Annotated in this window: 14 protein-coding genes; 4 read left to right on the forward strand and 10 right to left on the reverse strand. The window is 59.4% G+C overall.

The window, feature by feature from the left end; genetic code table 11:
• Positions 1–24 precede the first annotated feature (24 nt).
• The gene (locus ACYPXD_RS01360) at positions 25–198 is read left to right on the forward strand and encodes a CsbD family protein (protein WP_459706578.1); all 174 of its coding nucleotides are present in this window, start codon (positions 25–27) and stop codon (positions 196–198) included.
• Between the two features lie 818 nt (positions 199–1,016).
• Here the strand turns inward: ACYPXD_RS01360 and ACYPXD_RS01365 are convergent.
• A complete protein-coding gene (locus ACYPXD_RS01365; protein ID WP_459706580.1) occupies positions 1,017–2,090 on the reverse strand; it encodes an ATP-binding protein in 1,074 nt (357 codons plus the stop codon).
• A gap of 192 nt (positions 2,091–2,282) precedes the next feature.
• On the opposite strand from ACYPXD_RS01365, the gene ACYPXD_RS01370 reads away from it, so the two are divergent.
• On the forward strand, positions 2,283–2,543 hold the full coding sequence (locus tag ACYPXD_RS01370) for a hypothetical protein (protein WP_459706583.1): 261 nt from the start codon (positions 2,283–2,285) through the stop codon (positions 2,541–2,543).
• Positions 2,544–2,860: 317 nt separating this feature from the next.
• On the opposite strand, the gene ACYPXD_RS01375 is transcribed toward ACYPXD_RS01370, so the two are convergent.
• From ACYPXD_RS01375 to ACYPXD_RS01410, 8 genes are all read right to left on the reverse strand, one after another.
• Positions 2,861–6,889 (reverse strand): CheR family methyltransferase, encoded by a 4,029-nt coding sequence (locus ACYPXD_RS01375; RefSeq protein ID WP_459706585.1) that lies wholly within the window; start codon positions 6,887–6,889, stop codon positions 2,861–2,863.
• Positions 6,890–7,505: 616 nt separating this feature from the next.
• Positions 7,506–8,261 carry a hypothetical protein gene (locus ACYPXD_RS01380; RefSeq protein WP_459706587.1) on the reverse strand — a complete coding sequence of 252 codons (756 nt, stop codon included), beginning with the start codon at positions 8,259–8,261 and terminating at the stop codon, positions 7,506–7,508.
• Between the two features lie 483 nt (positions 8,262–8,744).
• Positions 8,745–9,239: a YciE/YciF ferroxidase family protein gene (locus ACYPXD_RS01385; RefSeq protein WP_459706590.1), complete on the reverse strand. Its 495-nt coding sequence runs from the start codon at positions 9,237–9,239 to the stop codon at positions 8,745–8,747.
• Between the two features lie 142 nt (positions 9,240–9,381).
• On the reverse strand, positions 9,382–10,266 hold the full coding sequence (locus ACYPXD_RS01390; protein WP_459706592.1) for a manganese catalase family protein: 885 nt from the start codon (positions 10,264–10,266) through the stop codon (positions 9,382–9,384).
• A gap of 1,559 nt (positions 10,267–11,825) precedes the next feature.
• Positions 11,826–12,032, reverse strand: a complete 207-nt coding sequence (locus tag ACYPXD_RS01395; protein ID WP_459706594.1) for a hypothetical protein — start codon at positions 12,030–12,032, stop codon at positions 11,826–11,828.
• Between the two features lie 103 nt (positions 12,033–12,135).
• The gene (locus ACYPXD_RS01400) at positions 12,136–12,585 is read right to left on the reverse strand and encodes a type II toxin-antitoxin system HicB family antitoxin (protein WP_459706597.1); all 450 of its coding nucleotides are present in this window, start codon (positions 12,583–12,585) and stop codon (positions 12,136–12,138) included.
• Between the two features lie 39 nt (positions 12,586–12,624).
• Entirely contained in the window at positions 12,625–12,897 is a 273-nt protein-coding gene (locus ACYPXD_RS01405; RefSeq protein WP_459706599.1) for a hypothetical protein, read from the reverse strand.
• Between the two features lie 1,252 nt (positions 12,898–14,149).
• Entirely contained in the window at positions 14,150–14,410 is a 261-nt protein-coding gene (locus ACYPXD_RS01410) for a hypothetical protein (protein WP_459706601.1), read from the reverse strand.
• 288 nt (positions 14,411–14,698) lie between these two features.
• Between ACYPXD_RS01410 and ACYPXD_RS01415 the strand changes: the two genes are divergently transcribed.
• The gene (locus tag ACYPXD_RS01415) at positions 14,699–14,956 is read left to right on the forward strand and encodes a hypothetical protein (protein WP_459706603.1); all 258 of its coding nucleotides are present in this window, start codon (positions 14,699–14,701) and stop codon (positions 14,954–14,956) included.
• 453 nt (positions 14,957–15,409) lie between these two features.
• Here ACYPXD_RS01415 and ACYPXD_RS01420 read toward each other — a convergent pair whose 3' ends face one another.
• Entirely contained in the window at positions 15,410–15,613 is a 204-nt protein-coding gene (locus ACYPXD_RS01420; RefSeq protein WP_459706605.1) for a cold-shock protein, read from the reverse strand.
• Positions 15,614–16,006: 393 nt separating this feature from the next.
• Between ACYPXD_RS01420 and ACYPXD_RS01425 the strand changes: the two genes are divergently transcribed.
• A complete protein-coding gene (locus ACYPXD_RS01425) occupies positions 16,007–16,141 on the forward strand; it encodes a hypothetical protein (RefSeq protein ID WP_459706607.1) in 135 nt (44 codons plus the stop codon).
• Positions 16,142–16,577: the final 436 nt, after the last annotated feature.

The following is a 16,577-nucleotide window of genomic DNA, read 5'->3' on the forward strand; positions in this document are numbered from 1 at the left end:
AGTCAGCACACAAGGAACGACGTAATGAACAGGGATCAACTGCACGGCTGGACAAAGCAGATTTCCGGCACGCTGCGAGCACACATCGGCAGGGTTATTGGCAATCGAGCGATCACGCTGAAAGGCCGGGTGGGGCAAGTGATCGGCAAGACACAGGCTTCTTATGGTGGCGCTAGGGACCGCCTCAAGAAACGCTAGTGAGCCAGCCGCGCTATGGCCGTCCGTCGGTGCGACCGGTTCCAGGCTGCTGCGCTTGCGCAGCAGCCGACATAGGCGACATCGAGAGAAGCAGGGAACGCGAGGGTCGGATACCTTGCCAGGTGTCTCCGGTCAGTAAACCAGGCCTCAGTGGCGAACAATGCGGGACACCGAGACATTGGGTGTGACTTCAGTGGTCTCCGTACATCCGTAACAGTGAACCTTGAACACCAACAGCTTCGCGCGGAACAACGTCAATGGTGGTGACTGGAAATGACCGTTTTCTTCGCAGCAACCCTGGAATGGGTGGTAAGCCTTTTCGTGATTCTCTCTTGCGTAGTGGCAGCGGGGACTACTGCGCTGATTCTCATTAGCTACATAACCAGCCAACGAAACCGGCTTCATCCTTAACCGAAGAGCGGGCATGGGTCGCGTCAGCTTGTAAGCGCGTTCGGGATTAAGCGAATTCAATGCGCGGACGGCCTCGCATCCGATCCCGTAGCCGGAGGCAACTGCGCGTACTCGCATTCTGTCGATATTTCAAGTTGCCATTGGCCGCACATCTAGGGTCGCTCGATTGAATTAGGCGGGGCGTCGCCGGATGGCCGAACGCGGAAGATCATCGAGCGCCGCCAACCGGTGCTCCCGTCGTTGCACCGATCTTCCGTAGTGGACCCACAGCCAACATTCGACAGCGTGCCCGTGCGAGTCAACTCTGTGAACTACAGCGGCCATTCGACGCTCCGGCAGCGGTGGCCGGTCTGCCGCACAGGAGCCGCGGACACCAATTTCGCCGCGCAGGGTTCAATACCGAAAACTCAGCGTGCCAGCGCCGGAAAACGGGGCATCTGCACCGTAAAGCGCGTCCTGCCTTCTGTCGATTCGGCCTGGATGGTGCCATCGTGCGCCCGGGCGATGCACCGGCAGATGTAAAGCCCCAGGCCCATGCTCGACGACGGTCCGCCCGGCCTGGGGAAACGGTTTGCACGCGTCAAGGGATCAAACAGCGTCGGCAGGGCGGCCGCCGGTATCGGGGCGCCCTCGTTCGACACGACAAGACTCAGCTGCTCATCGTCACCGAGGGCGCTCACGGTGATATTCCCTGAGCCGTGCTGGACAGCGTTCACCAGCAGGTTAACCAGTAACTGGCCAATCCGGCCGCCGTCCCACCTGCCGGCCAGCTCGCCCGTGACGCACACGTCGATGCAGGCGTCGGGATAGGAAGCGCGTACCTCATCGGCCGCATCGTGACAGATCCGTCCGATATCCTGCGGTGTGAAATCGACCGGCAGCGTGTCACCCAGACGGGTACGGGTGAACACGAGCAAGTCGTCAATCATCCGCTTCATGCGCACGGCGCTGCGTTGCGCGATCGCGATCGCCCTGACGCTGGGTGACGACAGGCCGCTGTCCTGCAGCACGCCGGCAAACAGATCCCGGATGCGCTCCGTGCGTTGCGCGTACTGCCGGACCGATTCCGCGAGCATATGGTCGATGGCCTCGTTGAACCGGATCATCTCCTGAGAGGCCGCCGCATCGCCGGGCAACGTCGGCTGCCATCGGCGCAGCACGCTGGCGCGCAGGGCCCGGTATTCCGCCACCAGGTCGTTGATGCCGTAGCCTTGTGCAAGACGATCGTTTGCGTGCTCGTGGGCGACCCTGTTGAATCCGGATGCCGGATCGTGTTCGTCGCCGCGCGACCGGGCATGCTGCTGCTCAGCGGTCTGCGGTGCGCGCATATCCGCCGCGATCCGGATCAGAATGCCACGTGCCGAGTCCCGCAACTGGGCGTGCGTGAGATGGCTGTCCCTGACGCTGATCGCGCGGGCGTACTCCGCCCACTCGTCGATCAGCTCGGGAAGATTTGCTTCGATAAAGTCCGACAGGCTCATGATTCCCCCGGTCGCATGCGGTGCCCCCGTGCCGCTGCAAGGTTTAGGCCGGTGCAGTGCCGTGTAGGTTCCGGGAACACCGAATGCGTTGGATCTCCTAGAGGTTCAGCGCGCTGAAAGCCGTATGACACATGAGACCATTCCAAACTGCACCCTGGACGCCACGAACGCTATGCGGGCAACGAGCAAGCGATGGGCGTCGGCTGCTCGTGGTCGACGACTACCGGCCGGGCGCAGAAGCAATCACGGCGTCGCTTTCCCCGGATTGCCGTGCCCGTTCCTATAGATGAACTGCTCGGCTCTTCGGTGCGCGGGCAGATCGACGACCGCCTCCTGATAGACGCAGCCCCGACCACCATCGAGCGCGCCGGGCGGCGGATCCGGACCTGGTTTGCTCTGCAAGCAGATCGTCGAAGCGCATCCGGCACGCTCGAGGTTTTGTTCAATTGTTAAGCGGGGGCCATGTTTTACCGTCCGGATTCCGTTCATGGTGCAGTCGGCGGACACCTGACCTAACGTTGCGTGGTAATGAGGGATGATTCGCCGGTGGAAACCGGGCGCGGGCCGCTCGGGAACCTTAAATTCCACCGTTTATTTGCGGTACAAGCGCAAATCGGGATGCACCGGAACGCCAGATCGCGTCGATTTCTCGTGCCACTGCGTACAGGTAGTTAAAAGAGGCGACTTCCGTCGCCGTGTTGGCAATGCCCGGGCGCGGGGCGATGCATCTTTTCGAAGCTACCTGCATTCACAGTGACGGGATTCTGACATCACGTCCGTGCACTCATCAGCGGAACGAGTTCTTCAGGATTTACCGGCTTTGTCAGATGATGATCGAATCCTGCTCCGGCGGAGCGGACGCGATCAGCTGGCAGACCATATCCGGTGACCGCTACGAGTGTCATGTAATGACCGTCTGCAGATGCGCGCAGTTGCCGCGCAACCTCATAACCATCCATGTCGGGCAAACCAATGTCGAGCAGGACGACGTTCGGCTTGAAGTGTGCGGCGGCAGCGATGCCTGAAATCCCATCCGGACGTGTTTCGACCTCGTGCCCCCTGATGGCCAGAAGCATAGCGAGCGCCTCCGCCGCGTCGGTGTTGTCATCGATAACAAGAATCCGTGCCGGAGGGGAAGCAGTCACCGGTGTCCTTGCATCGCCGCCGTTCGCGCCATGGGAAGGCGCCCCGATCGGCAGGTCGACGATGAACTCGCTTCCTGTCGTAGCATCGCTGAGCGCCCTGACTGAGCCGCCGTGCAACTCCACCAGACGCTTGACCACGGACAACCCCACTCCCAGTCCGCTGTTACGCTGGCCGCCAGACGTCTGCCCCTGGACGAACATATCAAACAGGGTCCCGAGCATCGCGGGCGGGATACCGCGCCCGTTGTCCTTGATGCTGAGCGACAACCGGTCCGCCGCAACGGACGCACGCACCGTGATCGATCCGCCAGGCGCAGTGAACTTCGCCGCATTGATGACGATGTTCTCGATCACCTGCGAAAGGCGCGTCGGATCCGCGTACAGGAACACTGGCTCGTCCGGGAGCAGGACAGACAGGCGGTGCCGCCGTTCATCGACAATGGGCTGACAGACCTCGATCGCGCTATGGACAACCGCCTTCAGTGTAACAGCCTGACGGTTCAGTTCGATACTACCGCTCGTGATACGCGTGATATCGAGCATGTCATTCACGAGGTGCATCATGGCCTTTCCCTGCCGCTCCACGACTCCGGCAGCCCAGGCCTTTTTCGCCTCTCCAGCCGCTTCTGACGTGAGCAGACCGGCAGCCGATACAAGCGCCGCAAGCGGATTGCGCAATTCGTGGCCAAGCATCGCCAGGAACTCGTTTTTTCGCCGGTCGGCCAGTGCGAGTTGCTCGGCCCGCTCACGAAGGTAGGCGTTGCTCATGCTGCGCTCAGTGAGATCGCGCTCTGTCGACGCCACGCCCACGAAGGTTCCACCATCGTCCCGCAGGATCGACATCGTCAGCCAGATGTTTACCACGCGCCCATCTTTGGCGACTCGCCGCGTCTCGTACGAATGCAACGCTTCGTTGTGTAGCGCTTGCTGGATAAAGTCGAGGTGATCCTGTCTGGCGCCAGGCGGCACCAGATCGGAGACGGACATCCGGAGGGCTTCCACCTCGCTGTATCCGTATATCAACGTGGCGGACCGGTTCCACGCGAGGAAGCGACCTGTCCGGTCGAATACCGTAACGGCGTCGTTCGAATCCTGAACGACTGCTGCAAGATGTCGGGCACGCTCGTCCGAACGCTTGACGTGAGTGATGTCCGTCCACGTGAGGACGGCACCGGCAGACGGCTTGCCACGAACCGCTATGTAGGGGGTGATGCGGCGGACATACCATTGCCCGGTAGCGGTCTCGATTTCCCTCTCTGCATGGGCGGTCGCGCTGGAAAGCACCCGCTCCACGTCCGGCATCAGCGCGTCGCCCAGTGGCGCGCCGAGCACGTCCGCAATGGCGCGCCCGGTATCTACAGGGGCAAGGCCAAAGATCCTGCCCGCGCTGGGCGTAAATCGCTTGATAAGGCCCTGCTGATCGAGAAGCAGCGTTGCGATTTCGGTACTAGCGAGGAGATTGGCCACGTCCTCGGTCAGTCCCTCCAGCTCGTCGATTTTCTTTTCGAGTTGCGAATTCACCTGGTTTAACTGCTCGTTGACTGCCTGCAGCTCTTCTTTCGACGTCTCGAGCTCTTCGTTGGCCGAGCGCAACTCCTCGTTCATCGACAGGATTTCTTCGTTCGAAACCCGCAATTCGCTGTTGCTTTCCTCCAGTTCCTCGATCGTGCTGCCAAGCGCCGCCTGAGTCGTGCGAAGCTCGCTCTCAAGATGCCAGAGGTCCGAGTCGACTCCCGTGGGTGCAAACGCGGCTGGACGATCGACGACGGGCAGCCGCGCAAAGATAACGAGTAAGGCCTTGCCCGAGTGTGTCGTGTCGAAAGGCCGCGTCACGGTAATCCTGATGGCAGGTGCTTCGCCGTTCGACGCAATCTCGCTGACGGGTGCCGTGGTACCGTTCTCGTTAGCCCGGCGCAGCGCGATCCGCAACTTCAGTCGCAGGCCCTCCCGCGCCATGTCGAGAATATTGCCGGTCGGCTCACCCGCAGGCTGCCCCAGGTACTGATCCGCAGCACCGCTGATGTATAGGACCTGGTGCGACGGATTCACCAGTATTGACGCAGCATGCTGCTCGGCGAGCAGGGTTGCATTGACCAGTTCGGCATACCCCTTGTTTCTGGCACCCGCGCGGCTGGCTGGCTGGAACTCCTCGCGACGAATCGCGCGCGCCGGAAAGCGGTGGCCAGAAATCCCCGACCCGGCGACTGGATTACGCTGGTAGATGCGCCACGCCTTGGACACTTCCTGGAACTGGGTGGAGTCTGGATCGGTGCTCTCCGAGCGTCCAAGAAACAGATACCGCTTCGGGTTTAGCGCGAAATGAAATAGCTCGAACACCCGCTGCTGTGCTTCGGGCTCGAGGTAAATCAGCAGGTTCCGGCAACTGATGAGGTCGACCCGGGAGAATGGCGGGTCCGCAATCAGGTTCTGTGGCGTGAAGAGAATCGTTTCACGCAGGTCCTGACGGACCTGATATCCGTCCTCATGGACATGGAAAAAGCGCCGCAGACGCGCCTCGCCGAGCGGCACTGCAACGCCCGGAGCATAGACACCAGTACGGGCCCGCACCAACGCCGAGCGATTGACGTCGGACGCAAGGATAAGGAACTTGCGCGATGCCTTGCGTCTCTCAATCTCTTCGCTGAGCAACATGGCCATCGAGTAGGCTTCCTCGCCCGTCGCGCACCCAGGCACCCACACGCGCAACGGCTGGTCACCTTCGGGCTCGGCAAGAAGGCTCGCGAGGACACGCTCGGAAAGCACCTGCCAGGCGCCCGGGTCGCGGAAAAATTCCGTCACGCCGATCATCATGTCGAGGCTCAGCGCCTCGGCTTCTTCAGTATGTTTTCTCAGTATGTCGCAGTAGGCGTCGAGGCTGCTTACCCGATTCACGGCCATACGGCGGGCGATGCGACGCTCAAGCGTGCCGCGCTTATAGCCCCTGAATTCTGACCCCGCGGCCGCGAGCGCCCTGAGCACCGGATCGAGGTCGGGCGAATTTCCGTTCGCGTCCGGTGCGGGCAAATTCACACGCTTTGAGCCGTCGATGTAGTCGATCAGCGCCGCCCCCATCTGCTCGACGGGCAGCACATAGTCGACCAGTCCTGTGGCGATGGCCTGCCTTGGCATCGTGCTGTGCTCCGCCGTCTCGGGGTCCTGAACCATCACCATGCCACCCTCGGCCTTGATGGTGCGCAACCCGGCGGAGCCATCCGCGTTGGCCCCGGTAAGCACAATCCCGATTGCCCGTTCGTGCTGGTCGGCTGCCAGTGATGTAAACAGCTGGTCAATCGGCATAGGAATTTCCGGCCGCCCAACAGCAGGCGCGAGTCTGAAAACACCATGCGAAACCGTTACTGAGACTTTCGGCGGAATGACATAAACGTGCGCGCCCACGATGGGTGCATTGTCTTCGATGGCCGACACCGCAAAAGTCGTGGCACCCGCGAGCAGCTCGGCCAGATGGCTTTCGGAGTCCGGCGCCAGGTGAACCACAACCACAAAAGCGGTGTCGCGCGGCACGCCGGAAGCTGCGGCGAAGAACCGAGCGAGTGCATGCAAAGCGCCGGCAGACCCACCAATGGCGACGATACGTGCGGCCACAGGCTGCGGCCGCGTGAATGTGGGGCTATTTGAGTCGTTCATGAGGGACATGGCGTGCGCTATTCATGCCAGTGTAACGGTTACGGAGAACATTGCATGTGGACTCGTTATCACGATCAGCTCGAATGTTGCAAATGTCCGGCAATCAGATGAATGCGTGGCTCCTTCTCATTTCTGGACGTAACCGTTACTGAGCATAACCGAGACGTGGTTTATTGGCGGAATCTCGTCATTGCCTTCACGGTGCAGCTACGCAATGAAATTGTGAGGCTCGTACCGGGTCGCATGCTCCGGCCCCAACGACCGCCCGCATGCTGGGCACGACGGTCTGGTCTCCGCGAACAGGGAATCTAGCCCGTCGTAACGTCCGTGGTGCGACAGTCCTCGCAGCGTCGCCAGATACCAGTGAGATCGGGAATCGTCATAGGTGCTCTCGACAATCGAGCCCTGGTGTCCACACGGACAGGTGACGTGAGTAATTGTGCGCAATGTCATGCTGCTCTCCACAACGTCGGCGCCTGGCACCGCCTATTCTGCGCAATTCCATGCGCGCTTCGTGACCCTGTGTCCCTCGCGGACAGCAGCGCTATGTTCGTCCCGACGACCATGGCGGGAACGCCTGTTTGAGCGTTTCGCGCACTCCGCGACCGATTCGCCCTAACGTTCATTACCGCGCCGGAGCGATAGGCGCTCGACAAGGGCTCTCACGGGACGGTACGGCCGGGAATCCCTCGCGCGCCGAGTCGCGCCGAAGCGGGACGTTACCGGTCGATGTGCTGGCGGCTTCCCCGAACGGCGGTTGCTGGCGAAAACCCGCATGCCCCGACACGATGGCAATGATTGCGCCGACGATGAGCGCCGCAAATGAGAACCAGGACGCGCGCGCTACATTGCGCGCAGCGGTATCTGCTGCCTGACGCGCGTCGGCCTGCGCTTGCGGGCTTGAGGCTTCGGCGGTGGCAGACGCAATTGCGCCCTGAACGCGTTGCGCCAATGTGCGTGCCGCCGTACCCGTTGCGCCTGACCGGTCCATTTTTGCGCCGACGGTTGCGCCGGTCGATGCTACGCTTCCGGCAACGCTCACCGCGCTGCCGAGCAGAGATGTGGCTCCGTAGATGACCATCAGAATCATGACCGCCCAGGCCAGTAGCCCGTGCAGCCACCCGAGCACGGGCGCACAGCGGCCCGCGAAGTATGAGCCGACAAAGACCGCAATGACCGTCATCACGATCAGATATGCACCTGAGCTAAAGCCGAATCCCTGCAAGGGACTGGGCCGCGAAAGAGGCACGAGAGCGGACATGCCAATCGCCGCGCCCAGTACGCTCAGGACGAAGTATGTGATCAGCGAGAGAATGACCCCCGCGATCACGGAGCCCCAGGACACACGAGGGAGCCCGCTTTGGGAAGCTAGGATTTTCATAATGCGCCTATTAGTTTGAAGTCCAAAAGATTTAGCACAAGCGCCCTTGTGTTCAACGTAAGCGAGCGCAACTGCTGTACCCGACACCAGAGGCAAAATCACATGCCAAATGCGGATTCTTCCCCGGGCGTCGGTTTCGCTCCGACGCCGGTCGGCCGTGGGGTGTACGCGTCGCCGAAGAAGACGAGAGGATCCCCGTAAAATGTGGGGCGATCGCGGCGCGCGGCTAGGCGACGTGCAAGTCCGCGTATGCGCCCATGCGGAACGTCGCGGTTCCTCGGCTCCAACGTTGAGACAACTTGCCCGGGGACCGCCTTTGCGCCTTACATTGCGCCGCCGCTCACATCCAGCCGTTGATTGAGAGCAGAACGGCGCCTAGCCAGACCAGTGCGTGGTAGGTGACCATCCACTCTTTCAAAGTGGACCGGGGAAATGGACACGCCCTGCACAACGGTACGTGGCGCGCACCTGCGCCGGGCAGGTTCATTTGCCTAGCGCTTCAGCAGCAACCTCTTCTTCAGCGAGGAGAGACAGCTTCTCATCTGTCGCTTTCTCTTCCTTCAGGGTCTGCAGCAGAAGGGTCACGGCATGCGTCTCTCCCAGCTGCTTCGCAAGCGCGATGATCGAGCCGTATGCGGCAATCTCGTAATGCTCGACCTTTTGTGCAGCTCCTATCAGCCCCGCGTCCAGAACGGGGCCGCGCTCGATCTCATCGATCAGCTCCTGGCCCTCCTCAACGAGGCCTTCCATGGCGACGCATTTGATCCGCTTAAGACGGATCCCGCATGATTCGACAACCTGGTCGATCCGTTCAATCTGGCCCCGCGTTTCCTCCAGATGTTTCATGAAGGCAGCGCTTAGATCGGCATTTGTCGCCGCGCGGGCAAGCTTCGGCAGCGACTTCGTCATCTGCTTCTCTGCGCTGTATATGTCGGATAGCGAATGGATAAACAGATCACTGATGGTTCTGGTGGTCATGTGTAACTCCGTGAATAAATCAAATCCGTGTGGAACGTGCTTGTGAATGTGGCGCCGCAGATGCCAGTGCTTCACACCGTTCGTCGCCGACGTCCTACCAGTTGATAACCGCAGCCATTAAGGAAAGCAGCTTGATTTCCGGTCATCTCAGGTTATCGATAACATCCTCCGCGCTTCCAAGTTCCGCTCCGGTCGTCGGGTCACTTTCCGGATCCGACTGCAGGCGCGTCGCCATGGCCGACAGTGACGCTTCCTCTTTGGAATCGAGGTTGACCCAGGCGTTGCCGTCCCCGCCATCCACCGCAGGCTCCCCATCTTTCATGGCGAGCCCGCTGCCGCTGTTCCAGGGCGCTCCAACCATCTCCCCGCCGTGCGACATCTTGAAGTAGGTACTCGCGAATTCGGGCATCGGCGCCAGCTTGCCCGACGGGAAATTGGGCGATATCGCATACAGCGCTTTTTCAAACGATTTCTGGTGCGCGACTTCGCGGGTCATCAGAAAGCCCAGTGCATCGCGGATACCCGGATCGTCGGTGACGTTGATTAGTCGCTCGTAGAGAATTTTCGCGCGGGCCTCTGCCGCGATGTTCGAGCGCAGATCGGCCGTCGGCTCACCGATCGTGTCAATGTAGGCGGCCGTCCACGGGACACCCCCTGAATTGGTCAATGCGGGACCACCGCCGTGCAGGAGCTGGGTGACGTGGCTATCGTTGCCCGCAGCGTTAAGCTTGCGGTACAACTCCGCCTGCTCATCCACCGCTTCAGCAAGCTCGCCTTTCGCGCCGCGGTTGAGCATCGCCACGATCGAGCCGATGATTTCCAGGTGGCTGAGCTCCTCGGTCGCGATGTCGTACAGCATGTCCTTGCGGCCTGGATCTTCCTCCGCAACCGCCTGGGTGAAGTAGCGCATCGCAGCGGCGAGCTCGCCCTGCGGACCGCCGAACTGCTCGAGCATCAGATTCGCGAGACCAGGATTGGTCGCGCCTACGCGTACCGTGTACTGCAGCAGCCTGTTGTGCATGAACATGAGAATCTCCGTTTCAGTGAATGCCAGTGACATGGCGCATGGGGTATGCCTGCGCGGACGTTTTCTACCTTTGAAACAGCGAGGCCGCTTGCAACGAGGTGGCCACGCGAAGCGTACAGGTGCCGCAACCTCGCAACAGGCAGTCCGTCATGGTGCGAGACGAATCAGACGGGCTCGGGAAGCCGGGCTACTGGCGGGCTGTCTATCAAATTTTGCGGAATCGCGCCACGCGCGACAGCAACCCAGTACGTGGCGCCGGTTCGAACAGAGAAATGAATATGAGCCTGCCTGCATGACCGAATACAGAATTCTGCTCATCCATTTCAACAGGCGCAGAGCGCGATCGGCACGGCGTACTAAAACCGAGGACCGCGGTTTTTACATTGTTTGCCGGCAGTACGCTCGCCAAGGCGGCGGTTATCCTCGTTTGGCCTTCTCACTTCCGTGCGCTGTGAACGCGCAGTCGGCAAATGTGTGCGCTCGTCGCTCGGCAAAGTTGAGGGCTTCCTCCGGCCACGCGAAATCCAATGGCTCGGAAAAGCTGGCAATGACGTTCGCTGGAACGAAATGACCTTCCTTATGAAGATACCAGGTGACGTTATAGCGCCGGTCCACTCTGTTGAGCGAATCCGCCTTGGTCTCCGTGATACGCACAAGAAGCCCGAGCCCGAGCCCGCGGTAGCGGCTGACAATTGTAGTCTTGCATGTCTTCTCCTCGACGTCCGGCGGCGGACACCGATTTCGCGATTCGCAATCAGCGACGCGCTCTACGTTTCCCTGGTCGCGCCGATGTTGACGCTGCTGCCCAGAAATTAACCGCTTCTCGTATCACGGCTGATGCGACTCGGGCTCATACGGATCCGATTGCAGCATGAGTACCGCTCAGCCCCATGCTCAGAATGGGCTTTTTATTCGTCCATGGATTTTTCATGACGAATCAACTTCGAAACCAAAGTTCGTTGAACTGGTTAAATTCCGAACGTGCGAACACGCGCACGGATCTCATCAACGCTGCGGGTGCACCTCGGCGACCGGCCACAAGCAGGCTGAATACATGCGTGCAGACCGTTTCGAATCGTCATGAAGAGCTTGCAAACGCGTCGGGTCCAGCCTCCGGGCCACTCCAAATCAACACTGCGCCGGCAGATCGCACGATGAAGCAATCGCAGCGCGACACAAGCAGAAATAGGAGGCGCAGGAACAGGCGGGCGACGTCATGGCAATAGAAGGCACGGAGGCCGGCGCTGAGCATAGTTGCGGCGAGCTATCCGAGCAAGGCAAGCAGGTATGGCGAACTGGACGCGGAATCGACGGAGGCGGCAAGGAGTGATGCGATCGTATCAATTCGGCGTTAGGCACGCGGAGCAATTCATTCCGTCGGTATCGCCCACCACCCAGTAAGTGTATTGAACGAAGCCCGGGAAACGTACAACGCCGTCAGGCACTGTACGCAACCGATCTTGTGCCAACTTATAGAACCTGCGAGAGCGACCCCTTACCGGTTTTTTGTTTCCCCATTTCCACGCGAGGCTGTGTCCTCTTTTTTGAACCGCCGATGGTCAGGATGGCATCGAGCTGCTGCCAGCGCCTAGCCATTTCCTCGCGTGCCTGATCCATTGCTTCGGCTTTCTGTATGGGATCTCCACGGCGTCTCGCTCTTCAATTTCTGCGGCAACCGGCATACCATCATCCGTCGCACGCTGCATGGCTTCTCTGCGTCCTTTGCTTTCTGCCAGCTCTTCCGCATTAACCTGGTCATCGTACATGATCCACTCCTGTGAGACATACTGGTTCGCCGACAAGCGGCTGTCGCCGCCCTGATAGCCGGGACGGTGCGACACATCGTAACGGGCGTTCGTGGCGCACACGTCATCCGTCCACGAAGACCCGTTGGGAAACAGGCATGCTGGACAACTGTCCCTCGTACCGGCTCGCAAGTTCGTGTACGACGGCCAGCGTGATCAACGCAGAGCGTGTGATGTGACGTTCTCTTGCTGCCTGATCGACTTGCTGCAGGAGACTTTCGAGCAGGCTGAACTGGATGCCCACGGCCTGCGAGGTAACCCGCGCGAGATTGATGTCGACAAATATCCAGATTCCCTCTCCATCGTCCATGTCGAGCACATGCAATTCGGACGTGCTGCAGGTGGGAGCGGGTATGAGCTGCTCGCTGCGAGCATAGGCCGATTCCACGGCCTTCTGCGCGTCGCCCTTCAGTTCATCCATCGATTTGCCGTGCGCAACGGCACGGGGGAAATTGGGAAAACTGGCGCGAAAGCCAGTGTCACCGTCGCGACGCACATAAAGCGGATATTGCATGTCTTGCTCCACTCCAGCAGGGGACAGACTGGCATTCAGTCAGAGTCCGCTCGCCTGAACGTTGCCGTCGACGATGTCCTTGCCGTATTGCATCGCGAGGTCGATGGCATCACCCGCGGTGGTGGGACTTGCTGTAGTGAACAATGTCGCATAGCGGCCGGCCTTGGCGTCGCCGGGCTGAATAGAGTCGATGCGCACGACAGACGAAAACCGCCGCGGACCTTTGGCATACGGGTCACGATGCAGCGGAAACTCCTGATGAGAGTACGCGCGTAACTCGTACCCTCTGTATTCGATGACGGGAATGGTCATGATGACGCGCTCCATAATAGTGCTGACCGTCATTGCCCAATGCCTATCCAGGTGCGAAAAAAGGCGGCCAGAGAAACATCTGGATCACTTCACAATGCGCCTGATGATGCCGCAAAGCAATCTAAATCGTGCGGATGTAAAAATGTAGTCCAGCGTCTTGCCACCCTCCCCTCCGGACGGCGAGCCCGTCCAACGACCTGCTAGTGCAGGGAGTAGTTTTCGTGCTCGCGCGTAAGCTGCGCATCGCTATTACCTATGCGATGTCCGATCCCCCGATATCCGGCGGGCGCCGGCTGCGTGCGTTGTGGGCTGCGTCATCGCCTGACGACCGCATTATCGCGTCTCCGGTTGCGGACTGCATTGCGGGACTCCGTAACGACATATCGTCAAGCTGTGCTTCGAGTGCGCGACGCAGTTCTGTACACACGACAACGGATTGAACAGCCAACGCGAGCTCTCGCGAATCAAATCGTCTAACAGCACAATGGAATTGCAACGACACTCCAATACGAAGGCGGTGGGAAAATAGTGCGGCCCGGAGAAGATCAGGAGCCACTCTTCGTTTGTCCAGCCGCCTAAACGGGCAATCGCGCTAAGTACGTTGTGCGAGACTGCATTGGGCACATTTCCTTGTGAAAGATACTAGGCACCTGTGGTCAGGATACGAGCGCCTGTGTCTATCGTCGGTACGGTCACGTACGGGCATGCATCTGCGTCGACGTGCGATGGACGCACAAGGGCGGCCAGTTGGTAACATCACTGAGATCCGAGCCGGCATACGATGCCAAGCCTACCTTCGAACGCGAATGAATGCGCGCTGTCAACCGTTGCCAGTTCATTCCTTGACTGACGCGAGACGTTGCGGAAATAGAGCATGCCCACGAATGGCGTGCTCGCCGTCGGGCTGTATCTCGCGCCATGTTTATGGATGGGCGCGCCGCGCCGCCGCGCCCCACCTTCGGAAGGTACAGCGTCCTGCCCGGACGTCGCCTTACTGACCTGGTCTGGTCGGGCGCACAAATTACCTTGCAGAATACGGTAATATTTCTCGCAGCATTCGAGAAAAGAAACGCGAACGAGCGACCGCATGCCGCTGCCTCCACGAAGGTGCTGAAGCCAGGAGCGAGCGATGACTGAACGTACCTTTCGCATCGTAAAAACACCGTTATTGCGCCAGCTCGAACCCAATGCGGGGGCCTGCAGCACTGTTGGCTGCCGCAACCATTCGCGCCCGCGACGCACGGCCGTTGAATCAGGTACGCATCTCAGGACGCATGCTGAACACGGGTCTTTTAATCCAGGAGTCGATAACTGACTGCAACTGCACCCACATTTTCTCGTTCAGATCAAATTCTTCACCAACGCCCCCGCTGCCGTCTTCGCACAGGCGGCAATAGACGACTTCACTGCCTGCCCAATGCGCTGTGACGGAGTCACTCAAGTCTGCCGTGATGCCGCGTGGAACATCGCGTAACAATTTTGCTATGCTTGATTTAAACTCGTCCATGTTCATGGTCAGTCTCCGAAATATATCCTTCGTCAGCATAACCTGGACCCAGGTCCAAAACTGGCGGGCGACAGAGGAGCATCCCGCGGGTCCGGCAAGGGTGTGCAGGCGCGCACAAATCCGTGATGAGATAACGAGCGATTTCAGTTGCTTTGATATCGCATTCGGCCCATGATCACCTGTGAGGGCTTGCTCCCTCAATTTACGAATGTTGAATTGAGATTACTCATCGCCAGCTATGCACCAATCCGGTCTAGACGCTACGATGCATGACAAGACGCACCGGAGATGTATGTGCTTACGATCGCCCAGCAACGTCACAGCCTGACTGTCACTGAGAACCGGATCATTCGGGCGGAACTCAGCGTTAATACAATGCGCGACATGATTCAGACATCGCTCGTGAGTGGCTCCGACACGCGACCGTTGCAGGACGTGCTCGCTATGGCAGAGCAGGCGCTTGACGACCTTTCCGAGATCAGGAAGTTCTTGATCGAAAGCATTAAGGGAAAGGAGCGGGACCTCGCCAAGATCGTTGGATCCATGACCTAATGCTGTTTGTATTCGATTGAAGGCCCCCAAAGGACGTCAATCGCTGCTTGCCCGACGACCTCTGCGACCAAGAGTTCTATCTCAGCGCGTGTATATTGCATCAAACAAGGAGGCGCCTTTTACCGTCGCCATGCAAGAGCGATCGCAAAGACGCCAAATCAGTCGAACCTTCCCTCCAACAACGATTGAATACTAAGGCGAAAGACCGTCGCATGCCTCCTTTGTATGAGCTTTTATCTAGCTGTATATTCGCAATCCTAACAATCCATAGCCGGCGTTCGATCTTTATGACTTGCAGGGATTACTTCATGCCTGCCACTCACGCTTCTGCTTTACAAAGGCAGCTCGCAGCGGAGTCCATAAGGAGGCTGGCAAAGATGATGCGATCCAGCGATGTGAGATAGGCTGAAGAAATTGCGCCTACCGGTGCCCGCAAATGCAGGCACCGGCCGCTTACAGCGGCTTGATATTTGCTGCATGCAGTCCTTTTGGACCACGTTTCGTCTCATAGCTAACCTTCTGGTTTTCAGCAAGGGTCTTGAAACCCTCGCCGCTCACTTCGGAGAAATGCGCGAACAGATCTTCCCCACCTGCGTCAGGGGTAATGAATCCAAATCCCTTGCTATCGTTAAACCACTTTACAGTACCGGTGTCCATAAACATTCCTTGAGAGAGATGTGCCAGCTCCTATGGTGGAGCGTCCGAAGAGTCAAGGAGCGAGAGGACAACGAATACCGCTGACGCAGCGAGCCATTGATGAACAGCAATCGACCTTCTTGAGCTTCGGATTCCACAATACGCTGGTGACAGGAACCAGGCAAGAAGAATGCAAATGAGCGATTCATTCTGCTCGTTGCGTCCGCGCATGCCGTACCCTGACGTGTATCGCGGCACTGCATTGCGTGCCCCATCTGACACCCCCTGGCCGGCTCGCGTGCTCTGCCTGCTACCGTGCGGGCTTGCGAATTAGATGGAGACGGAACCGGCAAATGCGCGCAGAATGGATTACAAGGCGGCCGCTCCCGCGGCCGAAGTAATTGGAGAAACACCATGGCAAAAAGTCAACTGCGCGGCAATCGTGAGGCGAAAAAGCCTAAGCAGCCCAAAAAGGTACCGTCTCCTGCGGCAGATCTGTCCTGGACGACAGCCCCGAAGACTGCCAGCTCACCAGCAAAGAAAAAATAACCAACTCCTGAGGACGCGGCCTCGGTCTGCGCCTCCTGATCCCCGCTTCCCCGCGCATCGTCTGTAGCGGTGCCATACGGGTCAGCCAAGGGCTAGCCCATTTCCTCCTGGTTACTGTATTTATCGCGCGACACGCGCGCTGTGCCGCACGCGAAATCAATGGTCGGACACACGCCGTCTTCGTAAGTTGCGGGGGCTGCGCGCGCCGTCATACGCGTGGTTGTGCCCGCGTTCGTCATATCGGCAAGCCGTGCTCACGTCCACGGATCATCGTAACGATGGCGTCCGGCACGCCTTTCGACAGTATCGCGCGCGGGTTCTGGCTCGTTCGCCGAAGTCACCTAACCGCAGAAAAAAGGGTGTCTGTGAACAACACATTGCTTCAGTACGCGGTACGATTTCGTTCACGCTCACCACCGTGGACAGACACCGCGCC

It is taken from the genome of Paraburkholderia sp. 2C (genome assembly GCF_054589215.1).

What these genes read in the sequence shown, in the direction of transcription:
- ACYPXD_RS01360 (WP_459706578.1), top strand. Translation starts at nt 25, where the DNA reads ATGAACAGGGATCAACTGCACGGCTGGACAAAGCAGATTTCCGGCACG.
- ACYPXD_RS01365 (WP_459706580.1), bottom strand. Translation starts at nt 2,090, where the DNA reads ATGAGCCTGTCGGACTTTATCGAAGCAAATCTTCCCGAGCTGATCGAC.
- ACYPXD_RS01370 (WP_459706583.1), top strand. Translation starts at nt 2,283, where the DNA reads ATGGGCGTCGGCTGCTCGTGGTCGACGACTACCGGCCGGGCGCAGAAG.
- ACYPXD_RS01375 (WP_459706585.1), bottom strand. Translation starts at nt 6,889, where the DNA reads ATGTCCCTCATGAACGACTCAAATAGCCCCACATTCACGCGGCCGCAG.
- ACYPXD_RS01380 (WP_459706587.1), bottom strand. Translation starts at nt 8,261, where the DNA reads ATGAAAATCCTAGCTTCCCAAAGCGGGCTCCCTCGTGTGTCCTGGGGC.
- ACYPXD_RS01385 (WP_459706590.1), bottom strand. Translation starts at nt 9,239, where the DNA reads ATGACCACCAGAACCATCAGTGATCTGTTTATCCATTCGCTATCCGAC.
- ACYPXD_RS01390 (WP_459706592.1), bottom strand. Translation starts at nt 10,266, where the DNA reads ATGTTCATGCACAACAGGCTGCTGCAGTACACGGTACGCGTAGGCGCG.
- ACYPXD_RS01395 (WP_459706594.1), bottom strand. Translation starts at nt 12,032, where the DNA reads ATGTACGATGACCAGGTTAATGCGGAAGAGCTGGCAGAAAGCAAAGGA.
- ACYPXD_RS01400 (WP_459706597.1), bottom strand. Translation starts at nt 12,585, where the DNA reads ATGCAATATCCGCTTTATGTGCGTCGCGACGGTGACACTGGCTTTCGC.
- ACYPXD_RS01405 (WP_459706599.1), bottom strand. Translation starts at nt 12,897, where the DNA reads ATGACCATTCCCGTCATCGAATACAGAGGGTACGAGTTACGCGCGTAC.
- ACYPXD_RS01410 (WP_459706601.1), bottom strand. Translation starts at nt 14,410, where the DNA reads ATGAACATGGACGAGTTTAAATCAAGCATAGCAAAATTGTTACGCGAT.
- ACYPXD_RS01420 (WP_459706605.1), bottom strand. Translation starts at nt 15,613, where the DNA reads ATGGACACCGGTACTGTAAAGTGGTTTAACGATAGCAAGGGATTTGGA.
- ACYPXD_RS01425 (WP_459706607.1), top strand. Translation starts at nt 16,007, where the DNA reads ATGGCAAAAAGTCAACTGCGCGGCAATCGTGAGGCGAAAAAGCCTAAG.